10 protein-coding genes are annotated in these 21,116 nt (G+C 67.8%); 1 reads left to right on the forward strand and 9 read right to left on the reverse strand.

Features of this window, described 5'->3' with window-relative positions; translation table 11 throughout:
- Positions 1-56: 56 nt before the first annotated feature.
- From AC6LJY_RS09995 to AC6LJY_RS10005, 3 genes are read right to left on the reverse strand one after another with little or no spacing between them, the layout of a single operon-like run.
- A complete protein-coding gene (locus tag AC6LJY_RS09995) occupies positions 57-953 on the reverse strand; it encodes a ProQ/FinO family protein (protein ID WP_498135838.1) in 897 nt (298 codons plus the stop codon).
- Positions 954-1,002: 49 nt separating this feature from the next.
- Positions 1,003-2,496: a hypothetical protein gene (locus AC6LJY_RS10000; RefSeq protein ID WP_498135839.1), complete on the reverse strand. Its 1,494-nt coding sequence runs from the start codon at positions 2,494-2,496 to the stop codon at positions 1,003-1,005.
- A gap of 24 nt (positions 2,497-2,520) precedes the next feature.
- Positions 2,521-3,663, reverse strand: coding sequence for a metallophosphoesterase (locus AC6LJY_RS10005; RefSeq protein WP_498135840.1), 1,143 nt, complete (start codon positions 3,661-3,663; stop codon positions 2,521-2,523).
- A gap of 253 nt (positions 3,664-3,916) precedes the next feature.
- Between AC6LJY_RS10005 and fhuE the strand changes: the two genes are divergently transcribed.
- Complete coding sequence (gene fhuE / locus AC6LJY_RS10010) at positions 3,917-6,130, forward strand: ferric-rhodotorulic acid/ferric-coprogen receptor FhuE (protein ID WP_498135841.1); 2,214 nt, start codon at positions 3,917-3,919, stop codon at positions 6,128-6,130.
- Positions 6,131-6,348: 218 nt separating this feature from the next.
- Here the strand turns inward: fhuE and treY are convergent, their stop codons facing one another.
- Genes treY through treS form a run of 6 tightly spaced genes read right to left on the reverse strand, consistent with a single transcriptional unit; the run spans position 6,349 to position 21,102 of the window.
- The gene (gene treY, locus AC6LJY_RS10015) at positions 6,349-9,246 is read right to left on the reverse strand and encodes a malto-oligosyltrehalose synthase (RefSeq protein ID WP_498135842.1); all 2,898 of its coding nucleotides are present in this window, start codon (positions 9,244-9,246) and stop codon (positions 6,349-6,351) included.
- Positions 9,243-11,600, reverse strand: a complete 2,358-nt coding sequence (malQ, locus tag AC6LJY_RS10020; protein ID WP_498135843.1) for a 4-alpha-glucanotransferase — start codon at positions 11,598-11,600, stop codon at positions 9,243-9,245. The genes treY and malQ overlap by 4 nt, the downstream gene beginning before the upstream one ends.
- Positions 11,597-13,396, reverse strand: a complete 1,800-nt coding sequence (gene treZ, locus AC6LJY_RS10025) for a malto-oligosyltrehalose trehalohydrolase (RefSeq protein WP_498135844.1) — start codon at positions 13,394-13,396, stop codon at positions 11,597-11,599. Before treZ ends, malQ begins: the two co-directional genes overlap by 4 nt.
- On the reverse strand, positions 13,393-15,504 hold the full coding sequence (gene glgX / locus AC6LJY_RS10030) for a glycogen debranching protein GlgX (protein WP_314360437.1): 2,112 nt from the start codon (positions 15,502-15,504) through the stop codon (positions 13,393-13,395). The genes treZ and glgX overlap by 4 nt, the downstream gene beginning before the upstream one ends.
- Positions 15,505-15,508: 4 nt before the next feature.
- Entirely contained in the window at positions 15,509-17,716 is a 2,208-nt protein-coding gene (glgB, locus tag AC6LJY_RS10035; protein WP_498135845.1) for a 1,4-alpha-glucan branching protein GlgB, read from the reverse strand.
- Positions 17,713-21,102, reverse strand: coding sequence for a maltose alpha-D-glucosyltransferase (gene treS / locus AC6LJY_RS10040; protein WP_498135846.1), 3,390 nt, complete (start codon positions 21,100-21,102; stop codon positions 17,713-17,715). Before treS ends, glgB begins: the two co-directional genes overlap by 4 nt.
- Positions 21,103-21,116 lie beyond the last annotated feature (14 nt).

The raw sequence follows: 21,116 nt of genomic DNA on the forward strand, positions 1-21,116 counted from the left end.
GTTGCGGGCCGGGCTTTTTGCCGTCATCGGGCGATGTGGCCCGATGACGGTGTGACTCAGGACTGCGCGGGCTTGTCGGCGGACGAATCCGTGGACGAATCCGTGGCCGGCGAAGTCGGCTCGGCGGACGGTGCATCAGCCGCCGGGGTCGACGTATCGCTGGATGCATCCGGCGTGGCAGCGGGCGTTGCGGAGGCCGCGCTTTCAGTCGGAGTTGCAGGAGGAGTTGCAGCCGGGGTTGCAGCCGTCTCGGCCGGCGCTTGCGGGGCCGATTGCACCGGTGCGGCAACATCCGCCGTCACGGGCGCCGGCACGGCGGCGTCACCGGTAGCGGCGTCACCGGTACCGGCGGCGGCCGCGGCTTCGGCTTTCTTGGCCTTGTTGCGCGCGGCGGCGTTCTTGGATGCGCTGCGCGAGGCCATGCGCTTGGCATGCTTGGCTTCGTTGGCCGTCACGACGCCCGAGGGTTCGCCGTTCAGGTCCACACGCGGCGCGTCCTCGACCATGCTGGCCCAATAGCGGCGGCCATCGCACCAGGTCTTGACCGCTTCCTTGATCTGCGCTTCGTCCAGTTGCAGCGTCTGGGCATGTTGCACCAGGTCCGCCAGCACGCCCAGCTTCAGCGGAAGCTTCGGCGCGGGATTCTTGGGGAAGGCCTTGGGAAACTGGCGTTGCAAGCGCGAAATTGCGACCACGACCGGGTCCACGGGCGATTCGCGCCGGTCGGCGCGTTGCGGCCGCTGGCCCTTGTCGCCGCCCTGGGAACGGGCGTTCTTGTCACCGCCTTGCGGGCGCGGGCCCTTATCGCCTTGCGGACGCGGGCCTTTGCCGCCGCCGGGTGGGCGGGGGCCTTTGCCTGCGCCTTGCGGACGCGATTCTTTCTTGGGGGTCGGCTCTTCAGGCGCCTGCTTGGTGATCAAGGCCCGGATCGCGGCTAACTGTTCTAGTCCCATGTGCTACACAAAAAAAAGGTTGAGGCCGTGAGCATCAGCGCTCGGGCGGCTATCCCGACAGCACGACAAGCAGTGCCAGGAATAAAAGAATGCCGAACGCGGCCAGGGCAAACGGCAGTAGTAGAACATACACGCTGCGTTCTTGCCCTTGTCCGTGGGCCAAACCCGCCGCAATTGACATCCTGACGGGTGAAAAAAACCCCATCGACGTGCCTGAAACGTGTAACAGCGCTGCCGCTGCCGGCACATTCAGACCCGCGTGCAGGGCTAATGATAGCTGGGACGGCATGAACAGGCTGTTCGGCGCGTTGCCGCTGTTGGCCAGAATGCCGAAGGCGCCGGCAAGCAGCGGCGTGATCAGGATGGTCCAGTCCCGCAAGGCGGCGAACAGGCCGTCGGCATAGGCTTGCGAGATGCCGGCGCCGGCCAGCACCTCGGCCATCATGGCAAACAGAAAGACGGACATGACGGCGTGGCGGCCGGTGCGCCAGGCCGCGCGCGCCTGCACGGCCAGCGCGCCCGGCTGGCGCCGCCACACCGCCATGGCCAGCGCGCCGGCAACGAGCCAACTGCCGGCATGCAGAAACGGCATCCAGGCGGGCAGGTCGGCAAACGGCCGAATATCGGCCCAGGCGCCCAGCGCGCGATTCAGCGTAGGGATCAACCGCGTGGCCACCAGGCACGCAATCACCAGGATGTAGGGCAACGCGCGGCGGGCGGCCGCAAGCGCCTGGGTGCGATCGGGCCTGCGATCCAGCACGAAGCGCAGCACGATCAAGGGGCCGTAGGCGGCCAGCAGCGCCGTCTCGGGGCCCAACAGGGCTGTGGCGGCGCAAAGCGATGCCAGGCTGGTGACGATCCAGCCAGCTTCCCTGACGTGCTCGGCGGTGCCGGCTTTAGCGGTGCCGACTTCAAGGCCCGCAATGCGCGCCGTGCGCCAGAACAGCGCCATCCACACGGCCATCAACAAGGCCACCGCCACCATGCTGTACAACGCCAGCTGCGGGGCTGGAACGCGCGCGTAGGCGGACGCCAGCAAGGTGCCGCTGCCCATCGCGCCCCACGGGATCAGCGTCTGGCTCAACAGCGCGAAGATCATGATGTCGCGGGGCTTTAAGCCGAGCGGGCGGATAAGCAGCACGGTGCCCAGCATGCCCACGCCAAAACCCGTAGCGGATTCCGCAAAAGGGCCGATCAGGAAACAGGCAAAGAACAAGCGCCGCCGACGCGCCAGCGGGTCGTTCAGTTCCGGAGGATGAACGGCAAAGCGATCACCGCCGGCCGGGGCCGGCTGCGTGGGCGAGGCCATCTGCCAGAACAACAAGCCGCCCAGGATGTAGGGCGTGATGATCCACCCGATCCACCCGCCGCGTTCCAGGGTCACCGCCAGCTGCGCGCCGGTGAAAGCGCCGGGCGCGGTACTCAGCGCTACCGCAATGGCGGCGAACAGCCCCAGCACCGCCGCCATCGTTGTGTTGACTCGCCCGCTGGCGATGGCAACGATCACGGTCAGCGCGGGCAGGGACCACAGCAGGTAGGTCATGGGAACGTGGGTGGGCGTAGGCGCCTACGGCGCGGCCACTCGGGCCGGTGCGCGCAGCACGATCTGCGTGATTTCGGAAGGGCGGCCCAGGCGGATCGGAAAGCCCGGCCACAGCCCGGTGCCATTACTCACATATAACTGCATGCCGTTCACCTGATATAGGCCGGACACATAGCCCTCGTTGGCCAGTTGCGTCAGCAGGTGCGGTCCCAGGATCTGGCCACCATGCGTATGGCCGGACAGTTGCAGTCCGGCCCCGGCCTGGGCGTTCAGCGCCGCGCCTGGGGGCCGATGGCTCAGCAAAATGACCGGGTCGGTCTTGGGCACGCCCTGCAATGCCCGCGCCACGTCCGGCACGGGCTGGTCGTAGGCGGCCGCCATCTTGTCGGTAACGCCCGCCAGCACCAGGCGCTGCCCATTGGGCGTCAGCGTGACGTGGTCATTGAGCAGCAGGCGCAGGCCCAGCTTTTCGAAGGCGGGCAGCCAGCGCTGGTACTCGGCGTAGTACTCGTGGTTGCCGGGGATGGCGTACACGCCTTGTGGCGCGCGCAGGGCTTGCAGCGGCAGCACATCGGCCGCGCGCGCATCGGTCGTGCCGTCGACCAGATCCCCCGTGATGACGATCAGGTCCGGGTTCAGCGCATTGGTTTTCTTGACCACCGCGTCCATCCACGGCGCTTCCAGAAGGCGGCTGGCGTGCAGGTCGGTCAGTTGCACCAGCCGAAAGCCGTCCAGTTCGGGCGGCAGCTTGGGCAGGGCGATTTCCAGCGTTTTGACATCGGGCACGCGCACGGCCTGCCACACGCCAATGACTGACAGCAGCGCAGCCGCCACCGCCGCACCCTGCGCCCAACCGCGCGCAGCCAGCAGCCCGCGACCCCGCTTGCGCGAGAACACGTAGACCACCACGCCCACCACATCGCGCAGCAATAGCAGCATGGCGAGCAGCAGCAGGGCGCCAAAGGCCCAGCCCAGCGCCATCAGCAAGGTGGCGGGCACCTCGGGCGAGGCCATGGAGCCAAAGAAATTGCGCGTCACCAGATGGTGCTCGGCCACACCCACCAGCAACAGGGACAACACCCCCTTGGCAGGGCGGGATAGCGACAGGGGCAGGACGAAACGCCAGATGACGTAAAGACTGATCAGTCCGGTAAAGACATGGAACACGAAGGGATTCCTACGGAAAGCGACTGGAATAAGGGCCGAAGCCAGCGACATTATGCCGATGCGCCGGGTGCCGTGTTGGGTATGCCCACGGCGCGTAGGGACAAATTTGCGTCGTGGATTTATGTGGCCATCCCCCGTGGCCATCACCCGTTGCCATCTCCCGTCGTAAATTCACAACAGCAAACGTATATGCGAATCAGTCGCATTACACTCCTTTCCCACAACGCAACCCGAAGTGGGAAAGGAAAGCAGCATGCAAGATCAAAGGCCGCTGGGCGGCAGACCCCGCATTCACTCTTCCGATCGTCTTGCGTGGCGGCTGCGCCGCACGTCGGCGCTGGTGTTGATGGCGCTGGCGTCCAGCGGCGCGGCGGCCCAGGCGCAGGACGGCGCCGTGGCCACCTTGCCCAGCGTGCAGGTGGTGGGCGACGGCGACCCGACCACCACGGAAGGGACGGGATCCTACACGCCCCGCGCCACGGCGGCCGGCACGGGCATGGCCTTGACGCTGCGCGAGACACCGCAGTCGGTCACCGTGGTGACACGTCAGCGCATGGAAGACGAAGACATGCGGTCGCTGGCCGACGTCATGGCCAATACACCCGGTATCGCGGTGCAGAACTACGACAGCGAGCGCTATTCGTTCAGCTCGCGCGGGTTCGCCATCAGCAATTACCTGTACGACGGCGTGCCCACGGGCTTTGATAGCGGCTATGCGGCGGGCGAGTCGTCAATGGACACCATCATCTATGACCGCGTGGAAGTCGTGCGCGGCGCCACCGGCCTGCTGACCGGCGCCGGCAATCCGTCGGCGTCCATCAACCTGGTGCGCAAGCACGCCATCAGCCGCGAATTCAAGGCCGACATCAGCGTCAGCGCGGGCTCGTGGGACACCTATCGCGGCACGCTGGACCTTTCCACGCCGCTGAACAAGGACGGCAGCGTGCGCGGTCGCATCGTGTCCGCCTACCAGGACAACCACTCTTATCTGGACGACTACAAAAGCCAGAAGAAAGTGTTCTACGGCGTGGTCGACGCGGACATTACGTCGCGCACCACCTTCAGCGCCGGCTTCAATTACCAGGACAACAGCCCCAAGGGTAGCAGCTGGGGCGGCTTTCCGCTGTGGTACGCCGACGGCGGGCGCACCGACTGGAAGCGGTCGCTGAACACCGGGGCCGACTGGAGCTCCTGGGCCAGCACCACGACGGGCGGCTTCGCCAGCCTGGAGCATCGCTTTGACAATGATTGGCGGGTGCAGGCGGTGGCCTCGCATTCCAAGCACGAAATGGATGGCAAGCTACTCTATCTGTACGGCTGGCCCGACCGCCAGACCGGCCTGGGCGTGAACGGGTCGCCCTCGTGGTACCTGGGCGACCGCAAGCAGAACAGCCTGGACGTCAAGGCCACTGGCCCGTTCACCGCCTTTGGCCGCCGCCACGAAGCCGTGGTGGGCGCCAGCTTCACCCGCCAGTACGCCGACTTTGATTACCGCGCGGGCTTGAACGCCGCGCCGGTGGGCAACTTCTTTGACTGGGACGGCTCGTATCCGGAACCCGACTGGAGCGACACGGCGGTGACCGCCAGCCGCTACACCACCAAGCAGACGGGCTGGTACGGCGCGCTGCGCCTGAACCTGGCCGACCCGCTAAAGCTGATCGTCGGCGGCCGTTACAGCACCTGGAAAACGGATTCCGTGGGCTTTGGCGGTGGTGACCACACCGCGTTCGACAAGAACGCGTTCACGCCGTACGCGGGGCTGCTGTACGACATCAACGACAACTACACCGCCTACGTCAGCTACACCGGCATCTTCAACCCGCAAAGCTACCAGGACCGCAACGGCGGCTGGCTGGACCCGCTGGAAGGCAAATCCTACGAGGCCGGCGTCAAAGGCGAATTCCTGGAAGGCCGCTTGAACGCCAGCGCGGCGGTGTTCCAGGTGGAACAGGACAACGTGGCGCAGACCGACCCGGGTTACCTGGTGCCGGGTTCGATCAACCAGGCTTATCGGGCCGCACAAGGAACGCGCAGCCGGGGCTTTGACCTGGAAGTGTCCGGAGAAGTGACGCCGGGCTGGAACCTGGCGGCGGGCTGGTCGCACTGGACCGCGCGTGATGGCGACGGCGCGGCCATCCAGACCGACCAGCCGCGCACGCTGGTGCGCGTCTTCACCACCTACCAGTTGCCGGGCGACTGGAGCCGGCTGACGGTGGGCGGCGGCGTGAACTGGCAAAGCGGCGTCTACACCATCGCCAGCGGCCCAAATGGCGACGAACGCGTGGGGCAGGGCAGCTACGCCATCACCAACCTGATGGCCCGCTACCGCTTCAACCGCAACCTGTCGGCGCAGCTGAACGTGAACAACCTGTTCGACCGCAAGTACTACAGCCAGGTCGGTTTCTACAGCCAGGGCGCGTGGGGCGCCGGCCGCAGCGCGATGGTGACGATGCGGTACCAGTACTGAGCGCGACCGGTACTGGACGGGAGCAGCGGTAAACGGCAGCAGAAGTAAACGGAAGCAGAAGTAAACGGAAGCAGAAGTAAACGGAAGCCGTACCAAGCGTGACCGGGCCGGGCGCAGCGCGGCGGCTCCGTGGGGAGTCGCCTCCGCACTTGCCTCCGCACTCGCCGCCGCGCTTGCCTTCCCGCTACTCCGTCCTTCCCGCTACTCCGTCCTTCCCGCTACTCCGTCGCCAACAGCGCCACCGGCCCGTCTCGCAGCAGTTGGTCCAGCGCAAGTTCGCCGGCCCCGTTCACGCTGGGACGGCGGCCGGAAAGCACGTCGCGCAAGGCGTCCATGTCCGCGTCCACGTCTGCCGGCAGCGCCACGCGGGTGCCCTCCCAGTAGGCCGCTGCCTGCGCCGGTTTGCCCTGGGCGTAGCCGGCCAGCGCCATGGCGCACAGCCTGGGCGCCACGACCAGCACACAGCGCCCGTCATGGCGGCGCAGGTACGCAATGACGTTCGCGGCGCGCGGGCCGTGCACCGCAAGCGGCGTGTAGTCGCCCAGGCGGAAAACGTCGGGGTGACGCGCCCGCAGCGCCAGCGCGCGCTGGATCAGTGACTGCTTGATGGCGCCACTGCGCCATGCCTGCGCGTCGGTGGCGATGGGCGTGTCAACGTGCCCTGCCAGCACGTCCGGGCGCGCGTCTTCCTGCAAGGTCGCGGTGGCATCCGTTGCATCGCCTTCCAAGGTGCCAGGCGGATTCGATTCGGCCAGCAGCGCCGCCCGCTCCGCGTAGTCCACCGGGCGGCGGTTGTCGGGGTCGACCAGGCTGAAGTCCCACAGGTCCGCGCCCTGGTAAAGATCGGGCACGCCGGGCACCGTGTTGCGCAGCACCGTCTGGGTCAGGCTGTTCACGAGGCCCGCCGGTGCGATTTTCAGCGCCCAGGTGCCGATGTCTCGCAGCAAGGCCTGCCCGTCGCCGGGCTGTTGCAAGGCCTCGATGCATCGTCGGGCGGCGCCCTCGTAGTCGGCGTTCGGGTCCGTCCAACTGGTGTGCAGCTTGGCTTCGCGCAGGGCTTTTTCCTGCCACTGCGCGATGCGGCCAAGAAAGTCCGCAATGGCCTCGGGCTGTTCGCTTAGCCGCTCGGGTGACAACGACAGCGGCCACGCGCCCACCAGGCTTTGCAAAAGCAGGTAGCGGTCGGCGGGGGTGGGCGGCCCGGGTGGCGCCAGCCGGGCAATCCAGCCGTCCGCGGTGCGGCGCCACTCGTCGGGGATTTCAGACAGCACGGCCAGCCGGGCGCGCGTGTCTTCGCCGCGCTTGTGGTCGTGCGTGGCGGTGGCCAGCATGGCATGCGGGTGCGTCCCAGCACGCGCGGCGCACAGTGCATGGAACTCTTCAAGCGGCAGCGTGAACCGGGTGGGGCTGGAGCCCACTTCGTTGCGGGACAACAGCGGGCCGCGTCGGTAGAACAGCGTATCTTCCAAGGCTTTGGCGGCCAGGGGCGGCGTCAGCTGCTGGAACCGGCGCAAGGCCAGCGTGCGCGCCTCGGCCTGCTGGGAATCGGGGGCGTCCGCCGAGTCGGGGCCGGGGGTTGGAGCAGCGGCCGCAGTCGCTGCGGGCGTTGCGGGCGTTACGGACGTTACGGACGTTGCGGGCGTTGCGGACGTTGCAGACGCTGCGGGCGTTGCGGACGCGGACGGCGGCGTGCCACCGCCCAGCCAGTGGTCCAACTGGTCCAGCAAGCGCAGGTCGGCCGACGCGTCGCCCAGCGCCGCGCGCGCCTGGTCCAGCGCGATGCGGCACCAATGCGTATCGGCGGGGCTGCGGCCGCCGTCCTCTGCATAGGTGCGGTACACCGGGAATGCCGCCAGCAGCGCCGTCAGCACTCGGTCGATGGCGGGCTGGGTCCAATCGCGCGTTCGCGCATCCATGTGCGCGATGCGCGCCAGCGCCGTCACCAGCGCGAGCCTTTCGCTGGGGAAGTGGCGTGCCAGCATGCGGCGGCGGGCGTCGCGCAGTTGGGCCGGGGCATCGCGCGCGTCGCGGCTCAGGCTGGCCCAGAACTGTTCCAGCGGCGCCTGTGCCTGGGGGGCATGCAGCAGCGCGCCCACCTGGTCCATGAAGTCGTAGCCCGTGGTGCCGTGGGTAGGCCAATGCGGTTCCAGCGCTTCGTCGTCCGCCAGGATCTTCTCAATGACCAGATAGCCTTCGCCGGGCAGGCCGGCCTGGCTGCGGGCGTCGTCCGCCTCGCGCATGGCGCGGCGCAAGCGGCGCAGATAGGCACCGGGGCTGGCCAGGCCATCGATATGGTCGATGCGCAGGCCGTCCAGCACGCCTTCGCGGTACAAGCGCAAGACCAGCGCATGCACGGCGTTGAACACGGCCTCGTCTTCCACGCGCACGCCCACCAGTTCGCTGATTTCAAAGAAGCGGCGCCAGTTGATGAGGTCGGGTGCGGTGCGCCACCAGGCCAGGCGGTAGTGTTGGCGTTCCAGCAGGGCGTGCAGGCGCGCCTGGCCGGCCGCGCTGCCGGGGTCGCAGGCGGCGCACAAGGTGGCCGGGTCCCCGGTGGCCGAGCCGGGCGTTAGCGGCAACTGCTGGCCGCCGGCTTCGATATAGCTGGTGCCCGATTGCGCATCGTGCACCAGTCGGATGCCACCCGCTGCCAGGGTTTCGCTGTACGGGTCGGGCAGCACGGGCAGCAGCACCTTGCCGCGCAGCAAGGGGTCGGGCGCGTCCCAGTTGATGTCGAAGGTGCCGGCTTGCGCGCTTTGCCGGCCCAGCCGCAATACGTCGGCCCACCAGGCGTTGGACGCATGCGCGGCCATGTGATTGGGCACGATGTCGGCAATCAGGCCCATGCCGTGGGCGCGTGCCGCGTCTGCCAGCTTGCGCAGCGCGCTTTCGCCGCCCAGATCGTCACTGACGCGCTGGTGGTCGATAACGTCATAACCGTGCGTGGAGCCCGCCTTGGCCTGGGTGATGGGCGACAGGTATAGGTGGCTGACCCCCAACGCGGCGTAGTAGGGAAGCTGCCGGCGTGCGTCGTCCAGCGTGAAGTCGGCATGCAATTGCAGGCGCGCCGTGGCGCGGGGAATGCTGGGGGCGATGGGCGGGGCGACGGGCTTCATGAGCGGCCCCGCATGGCGCGCACCGGACGCAGGCGCGCCTGGCTGGCGGGCGCGGTCAGGCAGTCGTCCACCGACAACGGCGCCCGCTGGCGCCAGTTGGGGTGTTCGTCGATGGTGCCGGGCAGGTTGGGCTGATCCAGCTGACCCGTCAGGTCTTCCAGCGTGACCAGCATCAGCGGGCAGGGCGTGGCGGCCACAAAGCCCAGCAGTTCCGCGCTGGGCGTCTGGCGGGGCAAGGGCCGGGTCGAGGCCGTGGGCGAGGACGCCTGCACCGAACGCCACAGCGTGGCGCGTTCTTCCAGGCGGCCGGATCGTTGGGCGCCTTCTTCCTGGCCAGGGCCCAGCAGGTTCAAGCGGGAGCGCCACAGAATATCCTGGGCGTGCCACCAGCCTTCCAAAGTCGGCAAATCGTGAGTCGTGGTCATGGCAACAGCGTGTTTGGGCCATTCCGAAGGGGGCAGGAAGGCCGGGGGGGCGGAAGGGGTGTCGGGCGTGTCGGACGGGTCGGGTGTGTCGGACGGGTCGGAATTGTCGGATGTGTCGGATGTGTCGGAATGGTCGGACGTGTCGGACGTGTCGGGCGTATCGGAACTGTCGGGCGTGGCAGGGGCGCGCATGAACCACAGTACGTCCATGCCCAGCACGCCGTGTTCTTCAAGCAGCGCGTCAAAGCCTTCCGGCACCGTGCCCAGGTTTTCACCCACGATCAGCGCGCGATGCAGCCACGCTTCCAGGGCAGTCAGGCGCAGCAATTCGCGCAGCGGATAGCGCACATAGCCGCCGTCTTGGGGACCGGCGCCATCAGGGATCAGCCACATCCGGGCCATGCCCAGGATGTGGTCGATACGCAGGCCGCCCGCGTGGGCCAGGCAGGCTCGCAGCATGGCCAGAAACGCCGAATAGCCCGACTTCTGCAAGGCCGCGGGCGACAGCGCGGTCAGCCCCCAGCCCTGGCCCAGCGGGTTGTAGATATCCGGCGGCGCGCCCACGCTGGCGCGCTTGACCAGGTCGGCCTGGCGGCTCCATGCGTGGCTGCCCACCGGGCTTGCGCCCACCGCCAGGTCCGCCACGATGCCCACGCGCATGCCCGCATCGCGGCCGGCACGCTGCGCCTGCTTCAGGCTGGCCGAGGCCAGCCACTGGGCAAACGCATGCGCGTCCACCTCTTGGGCATGCTGCGCGGCGAACTGCTGCGCGGCGGATGAGCGCGGGTCGCGCAGATCGGCCGGCCATTGCGTCCACGGCACGGGCGTGCCCGCCTCCAGGCTGTGCGCCGCGTGCAGCGCTTCAAACAGCGCGTGGTCACGCAGGTCTTGCCCGCCCGCGTTGCGGAAGGCGTCGTAGGCGCGGCGCTGTTCATCGCCCGCAGCCGTGGTGAAACGTTCATGCAGACGCCGCAGCAGCTGGTGCCGGAACCCGGCGGCCGCGGGCCAATCGATCAACGGCTGGGCATCCAGCGAGCGCAAGCGCGTGTGGGTCATCCCTGCCAGGGCATCGCGCACGGCGTCGGCGCCCAGCACGGCGGCGGGATCGGCGTACAAGGTGTTCAAGAACAGCCGGCTGGACGGCGAATACGGGCTGCACTGCGCCGCGTCGGCGGCAAACATGGCGTGCACGGGGCTGATCGCCAGCGCGTCCGCGCCCGCATTGCCGGCTGCCTGGGCCAGGTCGCGCAGCGCGCCAAAGTCGCCAAAGCCATGCGTGGCCTGCGTGGGATCGGGGTGGGGCCGGCGCAGGCTGTAGACCTGCACGGCCAGGCCCCAGGCGCGCGCGTTCCGCTCTTGCAGCAGCTCGTCCACGGAAGGCGCGCGGGCGGGCGCAACGGCAAGCGTCGTCACGCCGCCGGCCGTGTGCAGCGTGTAGTAGCCCGGCGTGGACGGGGCGCGCAACATTGGCGCGGTTCCGCCCGCCTGCGTGGGTCGGCCGGCACGTTGGTCCGCGCGCTGGCCTGTGCGTTGGCCTGTGCGTTGGCCTGTGCGCTGGCCTGCGCCTTGGCCGGCAGGCTGGTCCTCGGGCCGGTCAATGTTCTGGTCCGTGGTTTGGCCGGTGATGGCGGGCCCGGCCGGCGGTTCGATGCGATAAGCGCCGGCGCAGTTGCGTGGCAGAAACACGGCTTCACCGGTGACGGCGACCAGCATCGCGGGCAGGTGCGACTGCGATTGCATGTCGGCCAGTCTTTGTCGGCTGTCGCGAATATCCGCCTCGGACCCGGCGGGCAGGTCCATCGCGGCGAGCAGGGCGCGCAGCGTGTCGGGTGATACGCGTTGCGGGCGCTTGTCCGCGTCCGTCCAGTGTTCCGCGATGCCGGCCTCGGCCGCCAACTCCGATAGCCCGGCGGGGGCGTCGGCGCTCATGCGGGTTCCTCCAGCAGCCATACCGTGCTTTCCGAGCACAGGTTGCCCTGGCACAACGCGTCGAACGCACCGGCGCGCGACTCAAACAGCAGCGCCGAAAACAAGGGCGCGGCCGACGCTTGTTGACGCGGCAGGGCCTCCGGCACGGGGCCCAGGTTGACGTACGCGGACAGCAGCGCGCCGTCCGCCAGACGCCACCTGGCATGCACGCTGTGTTCACCGACGGCACGCGCGAACACGGTCTTGGCGCCGTCCAGCCGCGGGGCGATGACGCGCTGGCGCATGTCCAGCAGCGCGCGGTAAAGGTCGCGCCACTGCTGCGCGTCGGGGCTGGCCTCGGGCGTCCAGGGGTTGCTCTGGTCCCAGGTGGTTTCGGCGTTGGGGTCGGGTACGGCCTCGCTGTTTGCGCCCGAAAACTCGGGGAAGGCGGCGAATTCGCGCTGACGACCCTCGCGTACCGCCGTGGCCAAGGCCGGGTCGGTATGGCTGGTGAAGTACAGGAAAGGCGCGCGGCTGCCGGTTTCTTCGCCCATGAACACCAACGGAATCTGCGGGGCCAGCAGTTGCAGCACGACGCCGGCGCGCAGCCGTTCCGTGGTCTCGGCCAGCAGGGTCAGCCGTTCGCCGCGCGCGCGGTTGCCGGTCTGGTCATGATTTTGCAGAAACAGCACAAACGACGTGGGCGACAGGTGCGCGCTGGGCTCGCCACGGGCGGCGCCCTGGCGGTAGGGCGATGGCTGGCCTTGGTAGACCCAGCCTTCGCCCAGGCAGCGCGCCAGGGCCTGGGCAGGGCGGTCTGCGTAGTCGGCGTAATAGCCGCGCGATTCCCCTGTCAACAGGTGGTGCAGCACGTGATGCGCGTCGTCGTTCCATTGGGCGTCGTAGCCATCGGTCAGCAGGCTGGCGCGGTTGTCATCGTTTTCCAGTACCAGATGGATGTGGCGCTGCGCCGGAATCTGCCCGCGCACAAATTGCGCTAGCTCTACCAGCCATTCCGGGTCAGGGATGGCGTGCACCGCATCCAGGCGCAGGCCGTCAAAGCGGTATTCCGTCAGCCAGTACAACGCGTTCTCTTCGAAGTAGCGGCGCACGGGGGGCTGGCGAAAATCGATGGCCGACCCCCACGGGGTGGCCACGTCATCCCGAAAGAACGGGGCCGCGTACTGCGACAGGTAGTTGCCGTCCGGGCCGAAGTGGTTATAGACCACGTCCAGCATCACGCACAGGCCCAGCCCGTGCGCCGTGTCGATCAGGTTTTTCAGATCATCGGGCGTGCCGTAGGCCGTGTCAGGCGCATAGGGCAGCACGCCGTCATAGCCCCAGTTGCGCGGCCCGGGAAAGTCGGCAATCGGCATCAGCTCAATCACCGTAAAGCCCATGTCGGCCAGCTCGGGCAGCTTTTGCGTCAGGCCCGCAAAGCCGCCCGCCAGGCCGGCGTGCGCTTCGTAGATGACCGCTTCGCGCCACGGCCGGCCCATCCATGACGGGTGCCGCCACGGATAGCTGTCCGCGCCCACCACCACGCTGGCGTCGTGCACGTCGCCGTCTTGCAGGCGCGACGCCGGGTCGGGTGCCAGCAGGCCTGCGCCCAGGCGGTATTGATAACGCGTGCCCGCCGTGCAATCGACGTCCACCTGCACAAAGCCATCGGCCTCGGGATGCAAGGGGATGGGATCACGGCCGGGAATAACCAGCGCAAGGTCCGGCGGAGCGGAGGGGGCCCACAGGCGAAAACGCGTGCGGCCATCGGGCAGCGGCAGCGCGCCGTGGGTATACGGTTCGGGCAACACGGTCATGATCCATTTCCGGAGATGCAGGTAGCAGACAGCAGGACAAGGCTGTGCGCCTGTACGGTGATTTCGTTTTCGGTGACGGGCGCTGCGGGCACCTGCGTCGCGGAATCCAGCTCGCGCAGCCAAGCCTGGCCGGGCTCGGGCAGGGCAAACGTGGCGGGTTCGGCGCCCGGGTTCATCAGCAGCAAAGTGATGTCCGCGCTGCCGTCCTCGCGCAGCGCCGCGCGCCGCAGCGCCATCGTGCGTTGTTGCGGGTCATCCCAGGCGCCCTGGTCGATGGGGCCGCCGTGCGTGTCGAACCAGCCGATCGCGCTGACGCCGGGGCACACTTCCTGCGCCGCGTCGCCAAAGCGGGCGGCGCGCAGGCTGGGGTGGTCGCGCCGCAGCGCCACCGCACGCGCGACAAACGTGCTCAGTGCGCGGCCTTCGTCGCTTTGCGCCTGCGTCCAGTCCAGCCACGACACGGGGCCGTCCTGGCAATAGGCGTTGTTGTTGCCGTCCTGGCTGTTGCCGAATTCGTCGCCCGCCAACATCATCGGCGTGCCGTCCGACATGAACAGGGTCGCCAGCAGCGCCCGCTGCACGCGGCCGCGCGTTTCCAGGATGGCGGCGTCGTCGGTCGGGCCTTCGACGCCCCAGTTGTGGCTGTAGTTTTCCGAATGACCGTCGTTGCCGCCTTCGCCGTTGGCTTCGTTGTGGCTGCCGTCGTAGCTGACCACGTCCTGCGTGGTGAAGCCGTCGTGCGACGCGATGAAGTTGACGCTGGCCCAGGGGCGGCGGTGGCGGCGGTCGAACACATCGCGCGAGCCGCACAGCCGCGCCGCCATGTCGCCGCGCATGCCTTCGTCGCCGCGCCAGTAGCGGCGCACCGTGTCGCGGTAGCGGTCGTTCCATTCCGCCATGCCGGGCGGGTGGCTACCCAGTTGGTAGCCGTCCGGGCCGATGTCCCAGGGTTCGGAAATGAGCTTCACGCCGGCCAGCACCGGGTCCTGCAACAAGGCGTCGAAAAAGCCGGAGCCCGGGTCAAAGCCCGTGCCCTCGCGGCCCAGCGTCACGCCCAGGTCGAAGCGAAAGCCGTCCACGCCATACGACTGCGTCCAGTAGCGCAGTGAATCCGTCACCATCTGAAGCACGCGCGGGTGCGACAGGTTGACGGTGTTGCCGCAACCGGTGTCGTTGATGTAGTAGCGCTCTTCGCCCGGCATCAGGCGGTAGTAGCTGGCGTTGTCCAGGCCGCGCCAGGACAGGGTGGGGCCCAGTTCGCTGCCTTCGCAGGTGTGGTTGTAGACCACGTCCAGTATCACTTCCAGCCCGGCGGCGTGCAGGCGGCGCACGGCCTGGCGCAGGTCGTTGGGGCCGCGTTGCAGGTAGGTCGGTTCCGGCGCGAAGAACGACAGCGTGTTGTAGCCCCAGTAGTTGCGCAGCCCGCGTTCCAACAGGAAGCGGTCTTGCAGGAAGGCGTGCACGGGCAGCAGTTCGATGGCCGTGACGCCCAGGCGATGCAGGTGTTCGATAAAGCGCGGGTCCGCCAGCGCGGCGCAGGTGCCGCGCAGCGGCGGGCGCAGGTCTTCGCGCTGCATCGACACGCCGCGCAGGTGCACTTCGTAGATCGTGGTGTCCGTCCACGGCGTGTCGGGCGCCTTGCTGTTGCCCCAGTTAAAGGGCACGTCTTCGGTCACCACCGCCTTGGCCATGGCCGGCGCGCTGTCGCGGCGGTCCATCGACAAATCGCCGCGCGCATGGTTCAGGCGGTACCCGAACAGCGCATCGCTCCAGCTGACCGGGCCGGTCAACTGGCGGGCGTAGGGGTCCAGCAGCAGCTTGTGCGGGTTGAAGCGGTGGCCGTTGCGCGGGTCGTAAGGCCCATGGGCGCGATAGCCGTAGATCAAACCGGGCTGGGCATCGGGCAGGTAGCCGTGCCAGATCTCGTCGGTGCATTCCGGCAGGTCGAAGCGTCGTAGTTCTTTGCGGCCGCGCGCATCGAACACGCACAGTTCGATCCGGGTGGCGTTCGCCGAGAACACGGCGAAATTCACGCCCAAGCCGTCACTGACGGCGCCCAGCGGATACGGCTTGCCGGAGGTAAGGCGGGTGAACTGAGTGGGGTCCATGGATTCAGCCTTCGTGCGTGAAGAACAAGGTGGCAAGAGGAGGTAGCGTCAGCGACAAGGATTGCGCGTGGCCGTGAGCGGGTTGGTCGGCGGACTGCGCCGCGCCCTGGTTGCCTTGGCCCGAGCCGCCGTACCAACCGGCGTCGGTGTTCAGCGTTTCGGCCCAGCGCCCCGCCAGCGGCACGCCGACGCGGTAGCCGTGGCGGGTAACGGGGGTGAAATTGCAGATGGCCAGCATGGTCGATGCGCCGCTGCGGCGCAGGAACGCGGCCACGCTGTTGTCGGCGTCGTCCATGACCAGCCACGCGAAGCCTTCGGGCTGGGCGTCCATTTCGTGCAGCGCGGGCGAATCGCGATACACGCGGTTCAGGTCCGCGACCAGGCGCTGCACGCCTTTGTGGCCCGCGTCGTCCAGCAGGCTCCAGTTGATGGTGGCGTCGTGATTCCATTCGGCCGGCTGCGCCAGCTCGCCGCCCATGAACAGCAGTTTTTTGCCGGGATGCGCCCACATGAAGCCCAGGTAGGCGCGCAGGTTCGCCAGCTTGGTGCCATGGTCGCCCGGCATCTTGTTCAGCAGCGAGCCCTTGCCGTGCACCACTTCGTCATGCGACAGCGGCAGGATGAAGCGTTCGGAATAGGCGTAGGCCATGCCGAAGGTGATGTCGTGATGGTGATACTTGCGATACACGGGGTCTTCCTCCATGTAGCGCAGCGTGTCGTGCATCCACCCCATGTTCCATTTGTAGTGAAAGCCCAGGCCGCCCTCGGACACCGGCGCCGTCACGCCCGGCCATGCGGTGGATTCTTCGGCCACCACGATGGCGTCCGGCGCTTCGTGGCGTACGGTGCTGTTCAGGTCGCGCAGGAACGCCACGGCTTCCAGGTTCTCGCGGCCGCCATACACGTTGGGAATCCACTCGCCGGCCTTGCGGCTGTAGTCGCGATAAAGCATCGAGGCCACCGCGTCCACGCGCAGGCCGTCGATATGGAATTGGCGCAGCCAGTGCACCGCGCTGGCGATCATGAACGCTTTGACTTCGGTGCGGCCCAGGTTGTAGACCAGCGTGTTCCAGTCGGGGTGATAGCCTTCGCGCGGATCGGCGTATTCATACAACGGCGTGCCGTCAAAGCGCGCCAGCCCATGCGCGTCGTTCGGAAAGTGCGCGGGCACCCAGTCCAGGATCACGCCCACGCCCATGGCGTGGCAGCGGTCCACGAAGCGGGCGAATGCCGCCGGCGGGCCAAAGCGCGCCGACGGGGCAAACATGCCCAGCGGCTGGTAGCCCCAGGACCCGCCGAACGGATATTCCATGATGGGCATCAATTCCACATGGGTGAAGCCCATGGCGTGCGCATAGGCCGGCAGCTTGTCGGCCAGCTGGTCCCAGACGCAGCGCTCGTTGTCGGCGGCCACCCAAGAGCCGGCCTGCACTTCGTAAATCGAAATGGGCGCGTCGGGCTGTTGGCGCGCGCCGCGCGATTGCATCCAGTCTTCGTCCGTCCAGACGTGGGGTGTGGGGTCGTCGACCACCGACGCGGTGGCGGGTGCGGCCTGCGCACGCCGTGCCATGGGGTCGGCCTTGAACACGATGGCGCCCGCGCTATCGGTGATGGCGAACTTGTAGCAATCGCCGGCGCATACGCCGGGGATGAACAATTCCCACACGCCGGCGGCGTGGCGCAGGCGCATGGGGTGGCGGCGGCTGTCCCAGCTGTTGAAGTCGCCCACCACCGCGACCCGGCGCGCATTGGGCGCCCAGACCGCGCAACGCAGCCCGGACACGCCGTTCATTTCCACCAGGCGCGCGCCCAGCAAGTCCAGCGCCGCGCGCCAGTCCCCGCTGGACAAGGCGCCCAGGTCCGCGTCCGACAACACCGGCCCGAAGGCATACGGGTCCGCCGTCACCTGTTCCGTGCCGGGCCATTGGATGGCCAATTGATAAGAGGCCGGGTCGCCGGGGCGGGCGCCGGGTGCGGCGCCGGTGTACAGGCCGTGTGCTTGTTCATGCAGTGGCGTCCGGGTGCCATCCGCGCTGATCACCGCCACCGCGTTGGCACCGGGCAGCAGCGCGCGAACGGCGCCGTCATGCGGTCCCAGCACGGCGAAGGGGTCGGCGTGCTGGCCCCCGGCCAGGGCTTGCAGCGTGGCCGCGTCAACCTGGCCGGCGGGGGTGAAGGACGGCGGCAAGCCACCGTTGTCAGGAAGGCTCATCGTGTTTTTTCCTCGGCGCTGATCGCCGCATCTTGCAAGAGTTCTCGTGCCAGTCCGGTCAGGGCGCACAGCGGGATAGAGATCCAGTCCGGCCGGTGCGCGGCTTCGTAGCTAACTTCGTAAGCGGCTTTTTCCAGTTGGGCCAGCTTGAGCAGGGTGTCTTCCTGCGCCCCCGGCAGCGCAATAGCCGTGGACGCCGCTTCCTGGTAGCCCTGCAAGAAGGCCTCGACCGCGCGCGACCCAAAGCGCGCCAGCAGCGTGTCACGCAGATCTTGCGGCACGCCCGGCGTGGCGGGCGAGTCGGCGGCCCCCGCGTTGGCGTCGGTGGGCGCACCGCCCATCGGGTCCGATCGCGCCACCGACGCGGCGGCGTAATCGAACGAGCGCAGCATGCCCGCCACGTCCTTGTACGGCGTGGTGATGTTGCGCCGGGCCTCCAGCGTCTGAATCGGTTCCCCTTCGAAGTCGATCAGGTAGGCGTCGGTCTGCGCCACCAGCACCTGGCCCAGGTGGAAGTCGCCATGCACGCGAATCAGCGGCGCGCCCACCAACGCCTGCGCCATCGTGTCCACCTGCTTGCGCAGCCGGTCGCGATGTTCAAACAGCCACTGCGCGCAAGCGTGCGACGGCGCTTCCAGGCGGTCCATCACCGCGCGCAGGTCCTCGTCGGCGCGGTCCAGTTGCCCGGCGATGCGCGTGGCGTGCGCCTGGGCATCCTCGGCGGTGGCCGTCTGCACCGGAAAGGCCGGGTCGTCCGTGGCTTGCGCCAGCGCGTTGTGCAGCTCGGCCAGACGGCGGCCGATGGTGCCGGCCATCACTGTGTAGCCTTCCAGGCTGGCCTCGAATTCCTCGGGGCTGTTGCCGCCCAGCAGGGCCGCGCCCAGCGTGCGTTTCAGGTAGTCCAGGGTCCACGTCCACGCATCGCCTTCGTTGCTGACGAAGGCGTGCATGACCGCCAGCGTGTGCGGCACCCCTTCGGCGTCCACACGCACCACCTCGCCCAGCAGCGCGGGAATGTTGGCGTAGCCGGCGCGCGTCAGATGGCGCGATACCTCGACTTCCGGCGACACGCCGGGCTTCACATTGCGGATCAGCTTCAGGATGGCCTGGCTGCCCACAATCACCGAGCTATTCGATTGTTCGGCCCGAATCCACTGCAATTCGGGTTCTGTGCCAAAGTCCACGTCGGCCAGGCCGGGTTCAGGCAGGTAGCGGATGACGCCGGGTTTGTCGCCCGGCTTGCCGCCGTCGCGTCCGTCCAGTTCCTGCTTGGCGCGCAGCGCGTCGATCACGCCCAGCACAAAGCCGGGTTGCAGGAAGGCGTCGGCCAGCGTGCCCACTTCCGGGCCGCGCCGCACCCGCGCGATGGGGTATTGCACCTGCGCGGTTTCGTCCCACACCAACACGAACGGGGCTTGCACGCGCAGGCCGTCGTCTATGCCGTCTTCGGGTTCGACTTCGGCCCAGTAGAACTCGCCACCGGCGCTGCGGCCGCCGCCCATGGCCGCGCTGCTGGCGGCAAAGGGCGTGGCGTAGGCCAGGCGCGCGCGAGACGGCGCCTTCGACCCCGGGAACCAGCGCTGGCGCGCCAGGTACTCGGGCAGCACTTCGTTTTCCAGCACATTGCGCGACGAGTCCGTCAGCGCGGCGCCACCGCGCGACTTCAACACCAGCGTCGTCAGCTCGGGCATCTGGGCGGGGCCGCTGGCATGCCATCCCGGCGGCGCGGCGTCCATGCTCAGGTCCATCCAGTAAAAACCGTAGGGCGGCAAGGTCAGCAGATAGGGCAGTTCACCGATGGCCGGAAACGGCGTGCCGCCCAGCATTTCCACCGGCACGCGGCCGTTGAATTCCTGCAAGGGCAGCTCCACCGGCTGCGCCGCGTTCGACAGGTTGGCCACGCACAGGATGGTGGTGTCGTTCCACTGCCGCAAGTAAGCCAGGATCTTGCGATTGCCGGCCTGGATGAAGCGCAGCGTGCCCCGGCCAAACGCATGCGTCTGGCGGCGCTGCGCCAACATGCGGCGCGTCCAGTTCAGCAGCGAATGCGGGTCGCGTTGCTGGGCTTCGACGTTGACCGCCTCGTAGCCGTACAACGGCCCCATCAATACCGGCAGGGGCAGGCGCTCGGGGTCAGCGCGCGAAAACCCGCCGTTGCGGTCCGGCGACCACTGCATCGGCGTGCGCACGCCGTCGCGGTCACCCAGATGCACGTTGTCGCCCATGCCCAGTTCGTCGCCGTAGTACAGCACTGGCGTGCCGGGCATGGACAAGAGCAGGCTGTTCATCAGTTCGACGCGGCGGCGGTCGCGCTCCAGCAAGGGTGCCAGACGGCGGCGGATACCCAGGTTGATGCGCGCGCGCGGATCAGCGGCGTAGACGCTCCACAGGTAATCGCGTTCGCGGCTGGTCACCATTTCCAGCGTTAGCTCGTCGTGGTTGCGCAGGAAAATAGCCCACTGGCAGGTGTCCGGAATATCCGGCGTCTGGCGGATGATGTCGGTAATGGGAAAGCGGTCTTCCTGCGCGATGGCCATGTACATGCGCGGCATCAGCGGAAAGTGGAACGACATATGGCATTCGTCGCCCGCGCCGAAATACTCCTGCGCATCCTCGGGCCACTGGTTCGCTTCGGCCAACAACAGCCGGCCCGGATATTCCTGGTCGATCACCGCGCGGATCTGCTTGAGCACCTGATGCGTTTCGGGCAGGTTTTCGTTGTTGGTGCCTTCGCGTTCCACCAGGTACGGCACGGCGTCCAGCCGCAGCCCGTCCACGCCCATGTCCAGCCAATAGCGCATGACGGACAGCACTTCCTTGAGCACCTGCGGGTTGTCGTAGTTCAGGTCGGGCTGATGGGAATAGAAGCGATGCCAGAAGTAGGCATTAGCTTCGGGGTCCCACGTCCAGTTGGACTTTTCCGTGTCGCAAAAGATGATGCGCGTGCCGGCGTAGGCCTTGTCGTTGTCGGACCACACGTAGAAGTTGCGCGCCGCCGATCCCGGGCGCGAGGTGCGCGCCCGCTGAAACCAGCGGTGCTGGTCCGACGTGTGGTTGACCACCAGTTCGGTAATGACGCGTAGCCCGCGGGCGTGGGCTTCGCGGATCAGCTTGCGCACGTCGGCCACCGTGCCGTAGTCGGGATGCACGCCGCGATAGTCCGCGATGTCGTAGCCATCGTCGCGTCGTGGCGACGGGTAGAACGGCAGCAGCCAGATCGTGTTCACGCCCAGGCTGGCGATGTAATCCAACTTCATGATCAGGCCGGGCACGTCTCCCACCCCGTCGTCGTTCGAGTCGAAGAACGACTTCACATGCAGCTGATAGATAACGGCGTCCTTGTACCAAAGGCCGTCATCCTTGATGGGATTGGTTTCACTGATCATCGTGGGCTCCGGGC

The organism is Achromobacter sp. RT286_PF, from assembly GCF_059760425.1.

What these genes read in the sequence shown, in the direction of transcription:
- treS (WP_498135846.1), bottom strand. Translation starts at nt 21,102, where the DNA reads ATGATCAGTGAAACCAATCCCATCAAGGATGACGGCCTTTGGTACAAG.
- treZ (WP_498135844.1), bottom strand. Translation starts at nt 13,396, where the DNA reads ATGACCGTGTTGCCCGAACCGTATACCCACGGCGCGCTGCCGCTGCCC.
- glgX (WP_314360437.1), bottom strand. Translation starts at nt 15,504, where the DNA reads ATGGACCCCACTCAGTTCACCCGCCTTACCTCCGGCAAGCCGTATCCG.
- malQ (WP_498135843.1), bottom strand. Translation starts at nt 11,600, where the DNA reads ATGAGCGCCGACGCCCCCGCCGGGCTATCGGAGTTGGCGGCCGAGGCC.
- fhuE (WP_498135841.1), top strand. Translation starts at nt 3,917, where the DNA reads ATGCAAGATCAAAGGCCGCTGGGCGGCAGACCCCGCATTCACTCTTCC.
- treY (WP_498135842.1), bottom strand. Translation starts at nt 9,246, where the DNA reads ATGAAGCCCGTCGCCCCGCCCATCGCCCCCAGCATTCCCCGCGCCACG.
- AC6LJY_RS10000 (WP_498135839.1), bottom strand. Translation starts at nt 2,496, where the DNA reads ATGACCTACCTGCTGTGGTCCCTGCCCGCGCTGACCGTGATCGTTGCC.
- glgB (WP_498135845.1), bottom strand. Translation starts at nt 17,716, where the DNA reads ATGAGCCTTCCTGACAACGGTGGCTTGCCGCCGTCCTTCACCCCCGCC.
- AC6LJY_RS09995 (WP_498135838.1), bottom strand. Translation starts at nt 953, where the DNA reads ATGGGACTAGAACAGTTAGCCGCGATCCGGGCCTTGATCACCAAGCAG.